Raw genomic sequence first — 19,544 nt, 5'->3', positions numbered from 1 at the left:
CCTTATTTCTTCTTACTACTCTGTGCACGCATAGCTGCTTGGCGCTGGGCTTGAGCTTCACGTTCCCTTATTCTTTCTCTTTCAATTCTCCGGTCTTCTTCTATATCAGCTTGTCTGAACGCTTCAGCAATCCTTTCAAGCGATCTTGCAAAAGCCTCCATTTGGTCGGCTGTCCGACTGATTTTGAGATTTGTTTCCCGATATTCTTTATTGAAATTTTGAAATGCATTGCCAGCCCACGTCATATTGTTCACTTTCCCATTCACTTGCCCTTTCATACGAGTCAGCTTTTCACTTCCAGATCTTACTTTCCTAGCAATACTCTCAAGTTCACGAACATCCGCACGAATCGGCATCTTCTCACCACCTTACTTAGTTGTATCTGCAACTCTGAAGCGTTCAGCAATAGCATTTAACTCTTCCCCTACATCGTTCAATACAATGGATGTATTCTCCAATTGTTTATGCGCATCCTTATAGGATGCATAGAATCTTTCCCTTGATTTCCCGTCCCATTCCCCACTAATGCCATCAATTAATGTTCTTAGTTCATTGGCCATAGCAATGTTGTCGCTACTGCATTTCAAAAAGCGATTTCCAATTTTGAATAGTTGATCAGGATCAATTTTAATACGTTGTGACATGTTCTATACCTCTCCTTTAACTGAATCAAATAATTTCGAAAATCGTTCTAAAGATGCCTTAACAGCTTCCGGAGTGTAAGCTTCAATACGGATTGCATTCTCATCTAGCTCCAATATTAGATACATATGGCTATTATTTTGGGCATAATGATAACCTTCTTGATACCACTTATATCCCTCGTGTTGCCAGTAGACCATTGAACCCGAACGTGATGCATGATAAATCGTATCAATCGCAAGAGTTGCCTCCTCCATAAGGCACCCTTTCTCTAGCAATGTATCTACCATCTTCTCAGCGTTGAATGATGTCCACTCTTCCCAAGTCATGGTATCTATATCTACACTGAATTCCAACTCAGATCTTAACGTCAACGGGAAAAATCGATGTAAAATATCTAGTGATAATTCCAAATCGGCAACATGGCTTAAAATAACTTGGCCCATTTCATTCTGCGTTCTTTCTACAACTAAACTAGGCGTGAAATATAAATAAGCTTCATAACTCTGTACTTCATCCACATTTTTCTTAACATAAATCACTTTATCTGATGCGCATACAGCTAGATAAACACCCAAAATCTCATCAATATCATACGTTCCACTTTGTGATCCTTTCAGAAGGTATCCCTTCTTAATCAATTCTGCCTTTACTTCTTCAAACTGATCTTCTAATTCGGTTACCAGATACCCCCGATATGGATCTTCAAATCCTGCAATATTCGTAATTTGCATCATATGAGATAAAAAGAAAAATTCCTCAGGTGACAGTTGATAGATTATTTCATTCTGAGTCACGGAAACACTCCCATTCTTTCAACTAAATAGAGTTCAATATATATATAAGTACAGAGAATAACACGACAATACCAGAAATAATTAGAGTGATGTACCACATGAGCTGGTATTGCGAATCCTTCGTTGTGTTACCAGATTGGGGAATCTTACTCTTAATCGTCTGTTTTAATGACACTGGCACTGGTTCTTCACTTTCTAAGCGGTCTTGAACCATCGTCATTGCAATGTTAATTTCTATGGCCATTGGAGATTGCTCAGGGACGTGTTCTATTAATGTGCCATATTCCCAAAGTGCAGAAGCTAGCTTTCCTTGACTCTCTAATTCGCGAGCTTTGCGTAAGTGTTGTTCGATTGTATAACTTACAATCTCTATAGCTAGTTGCTGACCGATATCGTCTTCATCTTCATCTTCAGTCATCATCGAATCTAATTTATCAGGTTCTCGATTAGTTTTAATCTGAACAGAAGATAGACATACCATCCATTCACCGAAGGTAGGACATTGTTGTAATTGTTGGGCACCCCATACTCTCGCAAATAAACCTGCAATTTCATTTCCATAATAGGTTTCTAGTGTGCGATGCATTAAGAAGTATCTCGGTGTCTCCTGATGCATCTCCGTTGGATCAAAGAAACTGTCTCCCCAAGCATTGTCGCGTATTTCATCGCTAACCCATGACAACATTTCAGAGATAATGATGCCTCCTGAGAATCGGTCAGAGTATTTGCTCCAGTCAGGATAGTCACGCATAAATAACGGAGTATACCCCGTGATTCCTTCAGGTAAATTCTCAGGTTCATCCAGTCCACTTGCATAAATCCCTTCTATATCTATCAGTTCAATAGCAACAGATTCTTCTTCTCCAGATAATGCGTCCGATAGATTAGAGATAATAATATTAGAAGCATATAAATCCGTATGAGCGATTCCATACTGTTCCATAGTAGCAATGGTCGTTGCAACACTCTGAGCCATATCTTTGCATTGCAATACGGAGTAGACATTCTTGACTAGTAATACATCTGACCATGTGATTCCATCTATCCAAGGCATGAGTACAGCGTATAATAACTCAGGATACGTACTTAGTAACTCTATATCCTGTTGTGGACTCAGAACTTCTCTTTTGCATACCTGAAGTCCTCTCATTTCAGAGAACGCGGCTATTTGTTCAGATAATCTTACAATGGATGGATGCCTAAATGACGGTTTGAATACTTTTAAGGCCATCTCATGGCCTTCATCCAAATCGATTAGTTTGTATACAGTACCTTGTCTCCCTTCCTGTCCATAAGGTATCTCATGGATTGAGGGATGTTCGGCAACAACAAATGTACGGCCATGAATAGATAACTTCGTGTTCATCTCGGGTGGAAACAATGTGCCCGCTCCCCTTTATCAAAGTTCAATTACTTTACGATTGTCGTTAGATTAATTCGTAGAAAAGGACTGTATCTTTTCCAGTCTTAAATAGCACCCATCAGTCACTCCAAGCTCATGCAGACTCATACTAGGTTGAATCGCTCTCCAACTTTCATCCCCTTCACTTAATAACAAGCGAAAATCACTCAATTGAAAACTAAGAGATATCCATTCATTCATACCCTTCATCATAAGCTCTAACATTTCTTCCAATGGTACCTGACTAGGTAATTCTAGATCGGTTTTTTTACCGGAAGAGTCTATCACTAAAGTTATTGTTGACCTCTCCATCGTTAACGCTCCATTTCTTTATTTCATAGGTGTAGCAGCCGACATTTGAAAGCCTAAAGAAATTAAATCTCTACTTGTTCCAGGCAGCATCATAAGCGAACCTTCACGGATAGAATAATCTGATTCAATCATCATCTCACGATATGATTCTGGGATAACCGAAGACATCCGTTTAAGTTTATCTGAGTACGAATTTGTAACGAAAGTATTGGGCATAATTCCCTTCCAAGATCTAGCGTCCTTAACCCTACCGATACCCGCATCTTCCGTTACGAATATATTCTCAACCAATACATTGCCGTCAGGCACAGATAAATCCATAATGCGTTTTACGATAGGCTCAGGATCCTCTCCAGTATAGATACCATCTGTCATATGACAGATTAGAGGGGCTGGGCAATCGTTCATATTCGACAACTCTGAGTGCAATATTTTCTCTGCTTGTTTGAAGGCCTTTGCAGTGTCTGTAAATCTCTTAGGATACAACTGAGGAAGATTCCCACGATTTGCAATTCGATCGATAGACCTCACTCCATCTAACAAATCATAAACCTCATCACTGTATGCTAAGATTGAAATTCGGTAACGTGGAGATAACTTTGCACCTTTAGTAGAACGATATACGATTTGTCTAATGACAGTCTGTAATGCTTCATTAATAACGTCCATTCTTCTTTGACCTTCAAATTCCAAAGTCATGGATCCACTAATATCCAGTAGGTATATGATTAAAGCTGGCGTGTTTCCGGAAGCTTGAGTTTGATAGTTCACTTTCATTTCCCCTCATTCATTCAATCTGCTGAGTATATATATGACAAAGGCCAGGTAAGTAAATACCTGGCCTTGATTTCTTTTGCTACTAGTTTTGTAGATCTGCGTCTCTGAACCGTTTGGAAATAGCTGCCAAATCAATAGAAACAGCATCTAACATTTTTTTGTAGTTTTCCATCTCTCTCTTTGCTTGATCATATTGTTGAAAGAATTTCGTTTGTGTCATACCTTCCCATTGTCCTTGCATTGATGCCATTGTGGAATTTAATTTAGTTACCATTGTCTCACTCTGATCAAAGCTATCTCTGAACAATTTTGAAGCTTTATCTATTTCCTCAGGTGTAACTAAAATCTTTGCCATGTAAATTTCCCCTTTTTTTCAATTTGTTATAGAACACTACTAAAATAGTACTAAACTACTAGATTTTAATCAATACATTTTTTGTTAAAAGAGAGTATTTTGTGTTATTTTAGCGAATTATTTGTTTTACCCATGACGAATTGACCAATTCTACTTGTGTTTCGACCTGGCTAATTCCATGAGCAAATGCATGCGCGACCTTAACCTTCATGAACTTTCTCTTCACATAGAACCCTTCACCTGATGGTAAAACTTTACCAGTCTGATTATAAGGAATCTTTACATTGAGGAGTTCCAAATCATTTGAGTCTGTTGTTCCGAGAATCCACCCTGTTTGAGCTGACTTCACTTCCTTTAGCCAATCATCCCAGTTGCGATTCATATCGTTGGATTGCCCTGCTACGACGATTACAACACCATTCTCTTTACCATAACGTGTGATATATTCTAACTGTTCCGTAATCGCATAGTTGCCAGAAATTCGTTTGGCAGTAACATCAGTATCATCCATCAAAATCATTATTCTTGGAGCAGTGTCCTTATACAATTCGTCATGAACACGTCTCTCAATTTCCTCTCGAATCCTTAGAACCATTTCCTCAAGACTCTTCTCTTCATATGCATACCCTTGAATATGACTCAAATTCTTCAACCCGCTTAGCCCTGGAGATGACCTACGGAAGTCGCATAAATAGATCTGTAGTTCATCCGGAGAATGAGTAGAAGCTGCAATTAGTCCAATAGTCATTAGAAGAGATGTTTTACCTGATTCCATCCGCCCACCAATCACAAAATATGGACCATCTGATATACTCCATTCAAACGGTTTAAGATTGTCCACGATAAGACCGATAGATAGTGCAGAATTCGAATTCATTGATTTCTCATTTAAACCCCATACTTCTTCTAATGGAATGATATCTGGTAGGATACGAATTACTGAAGCTCTATCCCCTGTCCATTCCTGATCCATTTCGTCGAATTTCACACGGTTCATTCTGGCACGACTTGATTCATTGGATGCTTCGATTGACAGCGCTGTATGAAATTCATGTGGTGGCACATTCCCCTTAACGAATCCACGACCCGCAGGAAGTTGTCCTGGTGGTTTCAGCAGTCTTCCCACAGCATAATGGTAGTCTCCTGTATCAGACAGAAGGAAAGAGATAGAGTTGGGGAAATTACTTCTAATTTTATCAGCAATATCTGACACTCGATTTGCAGTTAGAATGAAATAAATCCCCAAGCTTGCTCCTTCACGTAAAATCACTTCTAGCTTTTCATGAAGTCCTTCAAATTGATTCTTGAAGCTTAAGTATCCATCAATGATAATAATAAGCGCAGGAAGTTTATTACCCGTCTCTTCTGTATAAGACCATCTAGACTTAACGCCTGCATCCGCTAGTAACGTTTTGCGAATGTTTATTTCCTCTTCCAAGAAAGTAATTAATCTTGCAAGCTTCTCATCCTCATCATCTTGGATAACATCTCCGACATGCGGAAGTAATGCATAATCTTTAAGCATCCGTCCGAAATCCATAGCGTAAACATGAACATCGTCAGGATTATTAGATTGAGCCAAAGAATAGAGTAAGGTTTGAATAAAGGTTGTCTTCCCCGTTCCCGGCATTCCATAAATAATCCAATGACCTGATTCCAGATCAACGTGTAGTGGGAACTGTCTCTGATTAGCTACATCATCGATAAGTCCAACTTTTGGATTTAAAAGTTCCCGGGTATTCGCAAGGCTTACAGGAAGTTCATCCAGCGTAACCTCTTCTGGTAGAGGTTCCAGCCAAGGACCAGGTAGACGCTGTATATTCTCTTCCATTGCACGTTTAGCAATATAATCAATAAGTACACTTAACTGCTTCTCTTCATTAACTTCACTTTTAGGTACTTCCTGAATAATTAGGTCTAGTTGTTTACGAACCTTATTACGACTTCCATCTAAATTAATTTCAAACATTTCATTATCCTTTTGCTTCGAGGAGGTATTTGGTAAATACGGAGCACCACTCCAAGCAAATTGTACAGATTCAAACACTTCATTACTTCCAACTTGGAGATATCCTCTACCCGGGTTAGTAATATAGGCAGCGTCTGGAATCTTTAGCATTTCTCTGCTATCACCTTCATCTTGAACGCGTAGACATATCCTGTATCTTGAGTTACTCCAAATTTTATCGTCTACTACGCCACCAGGTTTCTGAGTCGCCAACAACAAATGGACGCCAAGTGTTCTACCAATGGCTGCAATACTTACGAGTTCATTCATAAATTCAGGTTGGTCTTTCTTCAACTGTGCAAACTCATCAATAACGATGAAAAGATGTGGTAAGGGTTCTTTAGCCTTCCACTCCGTTTTGTAATATTCATCAATATGCTGGACATTCCCAGCAGCGACGAATAGCTTTTGACGTCTTTTCAACTCTGCCTTTAGTGAGACTTTAGAACGCTCAATCAGTCCCTCTTCCTCCAGATTGGTCACGGTTGCAATGACATGAGGCAAATCGGCAAATATATTAGACATTCCGCCACCTTTGTAATCAATTAGCATGAACGATAGGTCATGTGGATGATACTCAACGGCCAAAGAAGCAATCATGGATTGAATGACTTCACTCTTCCCTGATCCCGTTGTACCAGCCATTAGACCATGCGGTCCATGCCCTTTGCGTTCGATTTTATCGTGTAGATTCAAAAAGACTGGTTTCATTCCACCCCTAACACCAACTGGAAACGGAAGTGTATTGGGATATCGACTCTTCTGCCATTTCCCAATAACCTCAATTTCCTCCGTTTTCTGAATTCCAAACATATCAAACAGTGTAAGTACATTAGTAATCTCCGATGCCGAGTTAGTCTTCACGCGATAAGGAGCCAGTTGTCTAGAAAAGTGATCTCCTTGTGTTATTGACATATTATCAGGAGTAAACACTTGAACAAACGGACTATTGTCTTTGGCTTTACTGTAGGAAGAATCCTCTGCTCCACCAGTAACATTAGTCGACCGCATCGTTGCTTCACCCTTCTGAATATCAATAACCAATTGACACTCTTTAGGTAGATACTCTTTTCTAGAGGCGAGAATTATGCTACAAGCACCAACCTTATCCGATTCTTTTAATAAAAGAGGCAAGATAGGCTCATGTTCTATCATTTCGATGTAAGGCAGAAAACAAATGTAAAAAGGAAGTGCCTTTTCATTCTTGTCCATCCACGTACGCCTTTGAAGAATTGACGAGAACTGGTCTAACACTTGCGGTTGGTAACTTCCATCTTGGAAAATATAACGAAACGATCTATCATTATCCCAAATATGAGGAATCCATCTCATCCAATCCCAATCTTCTGTTTGTAATTGATTAAAGAACGCAACTATTTTCATTTCATCTGGCGCATGGTGTGTCGCGATCTGCGTAATCATAGTTCTACAGAAGTTATTCAATTCATCCTCTTCGCCTACTAAACCGATAACTCTATATTTATTTAGGTCTAATAGAGCAGGGGCATTCGCAATACTATCGAAGCGAGCTGCCATATCAATAGCATTTTGAATAAGAGGATCTTTTTCAATTCCGTTATGCTTTGGAAGCTTAATCTCAAATCCACTAGGTACATTTCCAATACCGACTCGAATTTTCAAGAAATCATAATCCTGCGGGATTCTCTCCCATATGGCAGGACTGCGCTCACTAATAATTTTCGTACAGAATTGCGGCTCTAGATGAGTCTGATGCCAGTTCAATATTAAATTATTCTTCCAGTTCTGTAATTTATCTCGTTCTTCATTTAAATGCGCTTCATAACTCCGATTTCTTTTCTTCAAATCACCCTTATATTTCGACTTCTGCTGTACAAATACAATGATAGGTACAAAATATGAAGCTACCATTGTACATAAAGATATGATCTGAACAATAACAAATCGATTATTTCCTGTACTTTGGTAAAAGGCCATCATTGCAGCAGCACCCGCCACAGTAACAAATATAGGTATCATGATAGAAATCAAATTTAATGTCGGAGCTGTTGGTAATGAAGGCGGTCTGTGAATCTCTACCTCTTCACCAATAGTCTCTCTAATAATTCGCGGAGATCTACGGTAGATAAAATGAGACATGTATAATCACTCACTCTCGTTGAAGTCTAGTTATTGTCCATTTACACATTCCTTCGGGAAATAACCTGCTCTTGCTGCATCTTTCTCGCTGCCAAAAGTCTCTTCCAGAGGGTATGGATAAGAACAAGTGTCCTTATAATATACTTTAATACCTTTCTCGTTCACCGCACCTTTGATAAAGGTCTTTTTCACTAGACGCCCACCACCAAATGCGTAATTGTTGTAGAATTGATCGCCCACCGGAATACCTTGAATGAACGCCATCATTCCGATATCATCTATCGAGTTCGTCCATTCTTCTTGTGGGATCTGAGGTAACTTAAATGTATAATTTATCCCGTATCTAGTTGCATATTCATTATGCTTATTAATGAAATAAGCCAAATCTTCCTGAATTCGCTTCACAATAGTACTTCTGCGTACCTGATCGAAGCTTACTGAGTCCATCATTAGCGGAATTCTAATCTGACTAATATGATTCTGAACATCCTGCTGTATATCCTCTTGAAATCCTTCAGACCAAGTCCTAGTACCAGAGTCATAAGCATGAACATAGTTGTCTAAAGTAAAGTTGATGCTATTCCCATAACTGTCTGAATAGGAATATGGTTTCTTCGGATTCCACATCGGCTTAAATATCAACTGCCCGTTCATGTCTCTGTATTCAGTCATGGCATAGATGTAGTAACCGTCATAATCAATGACGGCGACAGCCGGAATATAACCAGTCAGATTACCTTGAGCAATTGGATCCGATTCCATGCCGAAGTTCAAATATAACGTTCTATAAAAAGTATCCAGCGCAAGTTCCTTATCTGCTTTGAAGTATTTCGACGATTCATAACCAGCTTCAAGTTCTTGAAGTTCATTCGTATTCAGCATATGACCGGCATCTTGTAAAGCAGTGCGCAATGCTACGGTATACTGATCATTAAGAGTAAGAACCGTTTTTTGATCCCGCACATGAAAATCCATGATGATGAAAAAAGGAAAGAATATGCATACAAAGAGAATCGCCAAATTAGTAATCTTCATTGATGACCATTCCTCCGTAAGGCATAAAAACCTTAATATTGCTTCCTGTATTCGAATTAGTGAAAAAATCCTGAAGAACTGTAGCCATCGTACGATTATTATTTTTCACCTTGACTGTTAAGAAATCTCCTACAGCCATAACGTATCTCCGATGTTCATTATCAAGAGCATTCGTATTGTTAGGAAACAATATCTTCATCACTTCTTCGGTATAATGACCATCAAAATAAGTAGTAAAACTATCAACGAAACTACTTGGATTCGCGGGATCTGTATAATCTGGATTATATTTCTTATGAAGATGCTCTAACTGAATATCATACTGATTCCCTGTGGCACCTAATTTCTTATTGAAATCTAAATACATCTTCGGTGTAATGTACCCTTTCGTTCGGGATGCATCAACAAACTCCACAACAGCGGAGTGAACAACAATTTGAGATAATTCATCTTGTCTTAGAGCCTGTTGATACAATGGATACCCAAATAATAGGACTACAGCAATAAAAATACCCAGTATTTTTGATAATGATAATTCCAAATCTCTCACCCTCTATGTAAAAACAATAGTCGTTACAATCCCCATTCCATCTCGAACATAGGATACATCATATATCTTATCTAGATTAACTCCAGACACGTCCGTGACTTCAAGTTCTAAACTTTTCGAGAAGAATTGGTTACCTACTCTAATATTCGCATTTAAATTATGAATCTGTTGAATGCTCTGTAGAACCTCAGCACCCGTATAGGTTTCCTTACCATTCACCTGAAGACTTGTATACAAGTGCCGTTCCTCTTGCTCTGTCGCTTGGCGTATTGTAGTGATTGCTGCCTCCTGTGCATTAATACCACCTATGGTGAACATACATGCCGTGATGAACAGGAAGAGTTCAGCCACAATTATTATCGCTTTTTCAACTGTATCGCTCACATTGGCCCCCATGAAAGGAGATAATCCGATCCCCTATTAGAAATTGGTCGTATTATCTCCATGAAATTAAAGTTGTTCAAATACAATTCCACGGATCATATTGTTTGCGTCCCTTACCACTCTAGAAGTAAATTTACCGCTTGGGTTAATGTAAACTGATTGGGATTGATCTTCAGCCGGTCTCAGATCATTATTTTTTTGATAGGACGGGTCTACATTTCCATTAGTGATATCAAATCTATTTCCATAAAATTTTCCAGCTCTCTTCCCCGTTGTAACATGAATTCCGAATTGCTCTAGATCCATATACTGTCGAACCGCATTCAGCACTTGGCTTCCTGATAATGTCGTGTTGTTATACGTGTTGAACTCCGTATCTGATAGTTGTGTTGTAATTGAAGCCATCTTCGTCTGGCCTTGTTTCGCTGCATCTTGTGAAGAAATAGTAATGATAACTACAATCGTTATTAACATGATCGTCAAGAATATTCCTGCCGCAACTCGTATACCTACGCCAGTATTTTCTTCCATGATTAATCATTCTCCCCTGCTCGAATTTATGATAAGAATTGATCACAATTGTTTAAATCTGTGTAAATATAATTCCACGAACCATATTGTTTTTGTCCTTTTTCACTTCCGATGTAAACTTACCGCTCGGATTAATATATTCTACTGATGACTGATTTTCAGCCGGTGTAAGAGTCCTATTTTTATAAATATCCGCATTTGTTACTTCTCCTTCACTTGTAAATGTATTCCCGTAAAACGTTGGTGCTGATCCCGCAGCAATTTGTTTCCCCGTAGTGACCTGGAGCCCAAATTGCGCTTGATCCATATACTGTCGAACCGCATTCAGCACTTGGCTTCCTGACAATGTCGTATTGTTATACGTGTTGAACTCCGTATCTGATAGTTGAGTCGTAATTGAAGCCATCTTCGTCTGACCTTGTTTCGCAGCATCTTGAGAAGAAATAGTAATAATAACCACAATCGTTATTAACATGATCGTCAAGAATATCCCTGCTGCAACTCGTATACCTACGCCAGTATTTTCTTCCATGATTAATCATTCTCCCATTCATTTATTATATGGATTGCATTTGGATCGATAAATCACCGAGCTGGCCGAATGACATGTACAGAAATGGAAAGACGAGATACAACCCAATCAATAGTGCTCCTGGCGTCCAACCTAACATTTTACCCCATGAAGACTTTTGACGTATAAGACGTTCTAGTCGTTCCTTCTTCTGCTCTGCATAATACTCCTGCTCCATTTCCAAGTCATCAAAGGCATCACGAATCGAAATCTTCTCAACCGCCTGAAGGAGTCTCTTCGTAATTCTGTTAAAAGATTCAAATGGTGCATCCCTCTGTAGCGCTCTCAACGCTTCTTCAGCTCCACTGTCAAAATTCAGAAGGCAACGTTGTAGTGCTGGTCTGAAAATGATACTATATCTTTCCATCCATTCAAGAACCGATTCTACTGAAATCCGATCAAATTCTGATAAGATCGAAATAAGCACATGGAATTGATCCACTTCGTTCTGCATTTCCAACGCACGCATTTTCCGTTGAAATTGCATCAGCCAGACGGGGAAATAGTACCCTATGGATGCAATTGCAATTGCAATCAACAACTCCCACCAACGGAAGTATTCATTATTAATTGTATTTATCTTCTCGGTAATTCGATTAACGGTATTGTTGAAGGCAACATCCTCTGTTGGCACATCAAGATTGCTATTAGAGCGCACTTTATCTGCGATGAGATCCCTCGTCACTTCTCTCTCATTTCGTACCTCTTTAATAATAGCGTTATCAGAAGCAGTAAGTGCCTCGGCACTTTGTAATTCTTTATCATTCATATATCCCAGAATCTTAGTCTGCTCTGATGTGGGGTTAGTGAACACTTGATTTAACGTGTTGAAATGAAGGAATACACATAATACGACAACTCCAATAAAACTTACCAAGCTCATCATAATTCGATGAACATAGAACCATTCCAACGTCAGTGGGGAGTTCACTTCTTTCAGTAACATGTTAGAGCGGTAATGATTCCTAGTATGATTGGCCGGAACCAGGCGATCAATAACCCATTTGGCCCAAGGCCAACTGTAAATTTTCTTTTCCCATTGCCACTTAGGTCCCTTAGAGACATACTTGGCTTCATCATTTTCAGATAATTTTCGAATCAGAACGTAACATATAGCCGCGATCGTATAGATAAACAATTTAATCAAGTAACCCATCTTACTCTCATAGAACTCACGAGTCATAGGGAAATACTCCTGTGCCCAGTACATCAGAGGGAAAGAAAGCAATATAGGAACAATTGCAATCAGTGTTAATCCACCCAGTTTATATCGTAATTTCTGACGACGGAGTAGATCATATCTAATTTCTTGAACAAATTTGTTAATCGCATTTAAATACATAGATCCTTTCGGCAATACTTTGTCCCCATACTCCATGATTAAATAGGACACTCCTGAGAACACTTTAAGGTACCTATTTGGTGCCACAGCGTAATATCTCTCAAGTTCTTTAGCCGGTTCTTTAGATGTCAGAATTTCATGAATCTTTTCCGTTTGCATCTTAATATCGTGCGGAGATCCTTGCGCTGCTTGATAAATCGCTTCATCTACCATCCGAAGTTCTTGATAATAATGACGATTATCTTCTAATACGCCAGCGAACTGTTTAAGTATTCTGTCCTCTACTCGGTTAACGAAGATATCTATAAACAGCTCATTAGCGATAATCGCAACAAGAATACCGAAGAAAACAGCTAGACCACTTTGACTCAGTATGGCGAGAAGAGTTACACTTCCGACTATAATTCCAAGTGTTAAAAATGTAATGCGCATCGTTTCTTTACGAAGAGTGAACTCATCATACGTATTAATAGACATTAATCGTTTCCTAATGCGTAACATTTGGGATTTAATGATCGGTATTTTTACAAGCTGCACATATGATTTTTGGTAGAAGATCATTAGCTTTGGACTTGCGACTTGTTTCTTAGCCTTGCTCGAAGCCCACACACTGCCGAAGTTCTTTCTTCTCTTTCTCTCTTTCAGAATGCTATACAATAAGAATCCACCAGAAGCTAGTATCGCAATACCACTGATTAGTAAAATCCAAAACCATTTATTCATTACGCTTGCCCCCAGTAACGGTTCAAGAAGAGCTCAAACGAGTTACGATCTTCCCGGGTCATATTAAACATCATATTTTCAATTTTTTCAGGTGAAATAGATCCTGTCGCTATGTATTCACCATTTCGATATTCAATGATGTTTTGTGACTTCCACACTCGCCCATTACTTCTTCGAAACATCTCGCGTTGTAATTCTACCAATGAATCCATTTTATGCTCTAAGCTATCTCCTTTGGTGAAAGCACCTTCTTGTTCGAAAATATCAAAGTCATACTTTATAGGTATGATTTCAGTTATTCGTTCGATATATCTTCTACCATCGTTTTCTTTTCGAATATGAATATCCCACTTCACGGCATTTACAACCTGTTCCTCTGCAATTCGTTCATTCTGGAACACACCTGTTTTGAGCAGTGAATTTCGAAGTGACCATACCAATTCTCTAACTGATGTGGCGTGGTGCGTGAAAATTGTAAACAAACTTGCTACTTGTGACATCTGAATCATCCAAGCCGCTACTGGATCTGTGGCTACTTCTCCTAGAATGTTTACTGAACCATCCGTTTTTTTCTGGAGATCCAGCCCTGCCTGACCTGCAATCGTATCAGTTTCTCTAAAGGCTAGAGAGTTACGTTCTGGATATAGCCTTCTCAGATGTAATTCAAAGGTCATTTCCTGAATACGTAACGTCAACGTAGCATAAATATATTTAACTGATGCCATAATAAGTGAGGTTTTCCCCGAGCCCTGCGGTCCAGTAAATGCTGTTACTTGTGCACCTTTCATGAGATGTTTAATCATTTCACGAGGAAGTTCTGCACTGGTCATATCTTGTGATGATACAAGTTTATCTAGATTCATATTTGGCAAATCGAATTTTCGTACAAAAAAGGCCCAGCTTTCTGCAAAAGGCGGTCTAACAACTACAACACGAGACCCATCCTTCATCTCATTGACTTTGTAACCATTCGTCTCCGTGAGTTGACCTGGATTGTCATATTTATAAATATTCTGACAAACCCGCTTAAGCTCAATATCTGATTCGAAACTAAGAAATGATAAATGAATAGACTTCCCTCTAAAGAAAATCCAAACACTTTGGTATCCTGGATGTTTCAAATTTTTCATTCCATACATCAGATCAATTTCATCTTCAACGATCTGCATACTAGTAGGAATACCAGATACACCTCCAGATACACCATCAATAGACATATCACGAATTTCGTCAATGACCCCAAAGCCTTTATACTGCTGATAGATTCGCTGCACAATAATGTTTAGTTTGTCGGAATAATCCAACTTATTCTTGGCCTCTTGTGTATAAATGGTCTCAATCTCTTTACTCGTAATAATATACGAATCTACAGTACCATCTTCAATCACACGTTTAGGCTCGTCCAATTTGTACTTTTCAATTAATTTCGTTAATCCTTGAAAACCATATTTCTTCTTGTATTTATGAAGTAAAATATCAAATCGATCTTGATCTGACAAACTCCCTAAATCATCAAAAGGAATAATATAATTGATGTTTATCTCATTAAGTCCGTAATTTCTATCAAGCAAATCATAGATATATTGCTTTAGATATATCTTTTCTTGAATATCTCCAGAGGTGGCATTTTTCATTGCGTTCCTAAGTTCCGTAACAATCGCCTGACGTCTAGCATATTCTTCGCCAGAAAGCCCCATGTCCAACAAGTTGTTATTCACAAAACTGCTAATTGTTATCTTTACATATTCGAGAATTCGATCTAGCGTAAACCTTTCGACGTCCTGATCCGCCTTATTACTACGTGGTTCCATTGGTTTACGATACAGCTTGGTAAACAAGTACAGGATCAAAGCTATAATAATGAGGATGATAACAAGGAAGTTAATGGTCCAGGGTATCCCCATTTAAATTGCCCCTCTTTCTATAGACTTAATATGTGTATTGACTCCAATCTCTGTCAAAATCATCTCTGCAGCCCTTCTAACTTCTTTAATAAAGTAATAATTGTCGTGGTGTTTAGTCACATTTCGATTCTTAGAGAAATACCCTTTTACATCCCCATCATTTATATGGTCCTTAAATTCGGTATTGTACGGGATCGTTATTATTTTCCCCTTATAGTTATATTTCTTCATAATATTCCGAACTTTATATTTCGAATTTGGGTCATATTGGTTGATGAGTAACACATGTGGAACTTCATTCAGAGCCATATTCCACGATTCCTTATTCTCATCGAAATACTTCTCCAGTAAAGTAATATTTTGATTTACGCACACAACAATTAAATCTGACTTCCCGAGTGTGTTATCAATAATCACACTGTTATTACCACTATGAACGTCTAAAAGAATAGCATCATAATACTGAGATGCTCGTTGATAAATCACTTCGATAACTTCATTAGAATTTTCAAATTGGAATTTCTCCTTCTTGTCCGTTCCTCTGAGTAGATCTAGACGTTCTCGTTCAAGCATTAACGTATAATTTTTCACTGTATCTCTTTCCATTTTATTGCTTTTAATTACTCTTTCTAAAGCATCCAATCCACTCCCAGAATCATGCTCAGAGTGTCTATTATATTGATTGATCGCTTTATGAAAAGAGCGTTCAAGTGTTCTATCAGACCATTGCGGTTGAGATATTAGCGTTCGTATCTGATATTCCATTCCAATTAAGGCAGCAATCGCCGCAGTACTACTAGTAACTCCAAGACCATGCTGCATTCCCCAAAAAGAAACTTGCCCCATTCTATTTACTCCTTTCCGCTTGCTTCCAGAGTGTATTTACAGATCTTAACTCTGAATCGATAATAGTAACTACCATTCGTTTAAGAGCTTTCTTATATTCACCTGACAGTTTTTTAATAGAAATAGTGCTCTTTTGTTGATTGTTAATTTTTAATATCAAATCTCTTTCATCTGTGTAATAAACATAAGATTCATTCCACTCGATACCCAGTTCCCCAAAAACCATATCTAGATAATCTTCGTTCAAATTGACATTGACTTCACAAATGACTTTTGAAACACGGATAGAATCAGAGTCTGTTCTATTCTTCATTAACGCTTCTACTAACTTAAGATTCCTCTGAATAACTGGATTTTCATATGATGTCATTAAAAAGTACTGATCAGCAACTGGCCAATGTTCCAGACTTTCTTCGCTATCAATATCAACCAAAATATAGTCATATTCATGATTGGTTAATATTTCTTGAAGCTGAGTATAGTTCGAAATATTCTCAATGACATCCAATTGTTCATGTTGATGAAGACCCACGTCCATTGAAATTTTGGGATAGCTATACTCGTATCTATGTGTTTTAGTAACATCGACAATCAGCACTTTATGCTCTAATGAGATTAATTTCCCAAGATAAAACATCATATCCGTTTTATCGTATTCACCCATAAATAATATTTGTTTCAACTTTATTCTCCTTATTTTGTAATAGGGACAGTATCAACACTATCTGTAAACTTATCATTAGCATTGGACTGTTGCTGTTGATTAGGATTAGATACTGTAGCGTTATTCTGATTATCTATCAATGCGTTATTTGTAGTGTCTCCTTGAATCCCATTCTGGCTTTCAGCATAAGCATTTTCCTTACTCGCTTGTTCGCTTGTCATGCCGCTTAGGTACCGTTGACGCTCATCATCCGTCATTGATTTCAGATCAAGTTCTAACTTTTCACGCGCCCTTTTTTCCATTTCCGTCTTTGCAATCTCTATAATATTAGGATTAGATGCGATCAAATCTAACACTTTCAAATTTGACGGGTATGTAACAATTGCTTTCTCCTGCATATATGGTTCTACATAACTGAGAGAATAAATAAATGCATCATTGATATAGGCATCGACTATAGCACTTGACATCATCATTATTTCTTTCTCACTCATTTGATACCATACTGTACCATTATTTAAATCTCGTACTTTCTTCTTAGACAGAACGATATAATCCTGACCTGTTGGGAATTTAATACGTACATCAACGAAATCATCTTTCAACAACTTCGTTGGTAACTCTACCAATCTAAATTCTTGATTACGAAGATCATTAGGTGTAACCTCTTCGTCATACATCATGGATTGAGTAATCACTGTGTTCTTCTGGACATCAATTTTAACAAACTTTCCAATAAGTAATTCTGTGTCAACGAGATCTGTAGGAACTGCACTTGCAAGTATGCTAACTGTTTCAATACTTTCTTCAGTTACAACATCACCGGCATTTAAGTCGGTCTTAGCTACTGTAACCGTTACCTTGTTTTCATTTAGCTGCTTTTGGCTCTTTTTTAATTCTTCTTGAATGACTACTTTCTCCTTCTCATGTGCTTTTTGTAGGTTGTTAACATAAAAAAAGCCGATGCTAACACAAACAAGAAGTATAATTGCTCCACCAACGGATCCGGCTAAAAGTAATTGTTTCTGCCGGAGTCTTATTCTAGACATCCCTTTTCTCCTTCCATACAACACATTTTTTTCACAATGGTATTGAATACCTATGTATCATCAACACATAATCCTGCTTAAAATGATTCTAATTACTCAAGACATTTTCCAGGTATCAAAAATTGTAACACAAACATTTTGAAAACATTGTCGATTTTTGTCTTATAAAATCATATTTGATAAAATCTAGGATATAAGTATTATAAAATCACCATAATACAACAAAAAGCCCCTCATATAGGCAAATTTCACCTTTAGAGAGGCTTTTGGAAGTTAGATTTTATATAATAAAACAATGACAAGCACAACAATAACAATAACACAAGACCCAATTATTCCGTATAATACATTTCTTGTACCCGCTTTTTTCTTCTCGCCCATATATTTTTGTAGGATTTTGTTTAACATTGAATCCGTATCATTCTGACTTTTGTATGGATCTGCGTGAGAAGGTATTCGAAACACTTGATTCCCTGGGAGTGCTTTTCTAATATCATTAATTCCTAACTTCTCAATTATAGGTATACAATAAGACCAATTTGACTGATCCATATGTTTGTGAAGCTCGCGAAATTGTTTGATTTTGGGTTGACGCCACTCGCTACCAGCCCCTACAACAATTTGAACATTTGCCCTATAAAATTCTACACTCCAATCACTATCCTCATAGTTCCCTATATCTAGAATTAAATAATCATATCCAGACGCAACTAATGAACTCATCTCCATCTGGCTATTACTCTTGTAATATTGCACGCCTTCTATACTGAAGTTAGTACTGTGATTGACATTATTACGCATACCCTCATAAGTAAATTCAATACTATTAAAATCATTAGATTGACTTGCTTCAACTATAGCAACAGAGTAGCCCTTTCTTTGCAAATAGTTAGCGATGAGAATACTCTGATGTGTAGAACCGATCTTAGATTCCACTCCCATAACTGCAACCGAGATGGTACCAATAATTCTGTCTTGTACAATAATTCTTTCTTGGATCGGAAGGTCCGGCAAATCCATCTTCATGATATCAGCACTGTCGAAATATGAAGAAGTCTGAAGTTTCGATGTATAGCGATAAATCTTATCTTTTATACGTTGCATTTCAAAATCTGATGTTTCAAGATCCTGCTCAGGTGTATTTGCATTCACTTGATCGGGGATAAGCCTCTTCAAAGCTGGAATGATTGATTTCCCGTTCGTTCCAGGTGATGTCGTTATTACTTCTATTCCCATATCAGCTAATTGATGAATCGTCGCATCATCTTCATAACGATCTAATGCAATAACAATAATCCGTGTATTATATCGAATAGTCCTATATCGGTTTATACCCTCAATAAAACTTTTTGGATCTGTACAATCTGCGTCTGTAATAAAAGTTTGAATATTTATTTGAGCTGCTGATTGACTATATGTTAGAAATTCTGTTTCCGTAAAAAGTCCGACTTTTTCAAAGCTCACATCCACATTTCCAATTGCTTGTCTAACATACATCGATACTTTTTCTGATACAATAACTGCTTTCATTTTC

The 19,544-nt window shown here is 37.9% G+C and carries 19 protein-coding genes; all 19 read right to left on the bottom strand.

Annotated features, from left to right (window positions below):
- Positions 1-2: 2 nt before the first annotated feature.
- The gene (locus tag PGLA_RS20375; protein WP_068536379.1) at positions 3-356 is read right to left on the bottom strand and encodes a WXG100 family type VII secretion target; all 354 of its coding nucleotides are present in this window, start codon (positions 354-356) and stop codon (positions 3-5) included.
- A 12-nt stretch (positions 357-368) separates the two neighbouring features.
- Positions 369-644 carry a WXG100 family type VII secretion target gene (locus PGLA_RS20370; protein ID WP_068536377.1) on the bottom strand — a complete coding sequence of 92 codons (276 nt, stop codon included), beginning with the start codon at positions 642-644 and terminating at the stop codon, positions 369-371.
- A 3-nt stretch (positions 645-647) separates the two neighbouring features.
- A complete protein-coding gene (locus PGLA_RS20365) occupies positions 648-1,439 on the bottom strand; it encodes a hypothetical protein (protein ID WP_068536375.1) in 792 nt (263 codons plus the stop codon).
- Between the two features lie 22 nt (positions 1,440-1,461).
- Positions 1,462-2,805, bottom strand: a complete 1,344-nt coding sequence (locus PGLA_RS20360) for a lipopolysaccharide kinase InaA family protein (protein WP_211269593.1) — start codon at positions 2,803-2,805, stop codon at positions 1,462-1,464.
- Positions 2,806-2,871: 66 nt separating this feature from the next.
- Complete coding sequence (locus tag PGLA_RS20355; RefSeq protein ID WP_068536370.1) at positions 2,872-3,153, bottom strand: EsaB/YukD family protein; 282 nt, start codon at positions 3,151-3,153, stop codon at positions 2,872-2,874.
- Positions 3,154-3,171: 18 nt separating this feature from the next.
- Positions 3,172-3,924, bottom strand: coding sequence for a vWA domain-containing protein (locus PGLA_RS20350; protein ID WP_068536368.1), 753 nt, complete (start codon positions 3,922-3,924; stop codon positions 3,172-3,174).
- 88 nt (positions 3,925-4,012) lie between these two features.
- On the bottom strand, positions 4,013-4,285 hold the full coding sequence (locus PGLA_RS20345; protein WP_068536366.1) for a WXG100 family type VII secretion target: 273 nt from the start codon (positions 4,283-4,285) through the stop codon (positions 4,013-4,015).
- 109 nt (positions 4,286-4,394) lie between these two features.
- Positions 4,395-8,411: a type VII secretion protein EssC gene (essC, locus tag PGLA_RS20340; RefSeq protein ID WP_068536364.1), complete on the bottom strand. Its 4,017-nt coding sequence runs from the start codon at positions 8,409-8,411 to the stop codon at positions 4,395-4,397.
- Between the two features lie 30 nt (positions 8,412-8,441).
- Positions 8,442-9,446, bottom strand: coding sequence for a hypothetical protein (locus PGLA_RS20335; RefSeq protein ID WP_068536362.1), 1,005 nt, complete (start codon positions 9,444-9,446; stop codon positions 8,442-8,444).
- Positions 9,433-9,996, bottom strand: coding sequence for a hypothetical protein (locus PGLA_RS20330; RefSeq protein ID WP_245700194.1), 564 nt, complete (start codon positions 9,994-9,996; stop codon positions 9,433-9,435). Before PGLA_RS20330 ends, PGLA_RS20335 begins: the two co-directional genes overlap by 14 nt.
- A gap of 3 nt (positions 9,997-9,999) precedes the next feature.
- Positions 10,000-10,380: a hypothetical protein gene (locus PGLA_RS20325; protein ID WP_145939627.1), complete on the bottom strand. Its 381-nt coding sequence runs from the start codon at positions 10,378-10,380 to the stop codon at positions 10,000-10,002.
- Positions 10,381-10,446: 66 nt separating this feature from the next.
- Positions 10,447-10,911 (bottom strand): ABC transporter permease, encoded by a 465-nt coding sequence (locus PGLA_RS20320; protein WP_068536357.1) that lies wholly within the window; start codon positions 10,909-10,911, stop codon positions 10,447-10,449.
- A gap of 52 nt (positions 10,912-10,963) precedes the next feature.
- Positions 10,964-11,443, bottom strand: coding sequence for an ABC transporter permease (locus tag PGLA_RS20315; RefSeq protein ID WP_068536355.1), 480 nt, complete (start codon positions 11,441-11,443; stop codon positions 10,964-10,966).
- Positions 11,444-11,468: 25 nt separating this feature from the next.
- Positions 11,469-13,547, bottom strand: a complete 2,079-nt coding sequence (locus PGLA_RS20310; protein ID WP_068536353.1) for a hypothetical protein — start codon at positions 13,545-13,547, stop codon at positions 11,469-11,471.
- Entirely contained in the window at positions 13,547-15,451 is a 1,905-nt protein-coding gene (locus PGLA_RS20305) for a P-loop NTPase family protein (RefSeq protein ID WP_145939626.1), read from the bottom strand. The genes PGLA_RS20310 and PGLA_RS20305 overlap by 1 nt, the downstream gene beginning before the upstream one ends.
- Positions 15,452-16,297 carry a hypothetical protein gene (locus tag PGLA_RS20300; protein WP_068536350.1) on the bottom strand — a complete coding sequence of 282 codons (846 nt, stop codon included), beginning with the start codon at positions 16,295-16,297 and terminating at the stop codon, positions 15,452-15,454. It lies immediately after the preceding gene.
- 1 nt (position 16,298) lies between these two features.
- A complete protein-coding gene (locus tag PGLA_RS20295; protein ID WP_068536348.1) occupies positions 16,299-16,979 on the bottom strand; it encodes a hypothetical protein in 681 nt (226 codons plus the stop codon).
- A gap of 11 nt (positions 16,980-16,990) precedes the next feature.
- Positions 16,991-18,010 carry an SAF domain-containing protein gene (locus PGLA_RS20290; protein WP_068536346.1) on the bottom strand — a complete coding sequence of 340 codons (1,020 nt, stop codon included), beginning with the start codon at positions 18,008-18,010 and terminating at the stop codon, positions 16,991-16,993.
- 273 nt (positions 18,011-18,283) lie between these two features.
- Positions 18,284-19,540 carry a hypothetical protein gene (locus PGLA_RS20285; protein ID WP_068536344.1) on the bottom strand — a complete coding sequence of 419 codons (1,257 nt, stop codon included), beginning with the start codon at positions 19,538-19,540 and terminating at the stop codon, positions 18,284-18,286.
- Positions 19,541-19,544: the final 4 nt, after the last annotated feature.

The sequence above is a fragment of the Paenibacillus glacialis genome (assembly GCF_001637205.1).
GTDB classification, from domain to species: Bacteria; Bacillota; Bacilli; order Paenibacillales; family Paenibacillaceae; genus Paenibacillus_AQ; species Paenibacillus_AQ glacialis.
The sequence above is the reverse complement of the archived record's forward strand: the minus strand, read 5'-3'. Positions and strand labels throughout refer to the sequence as shown.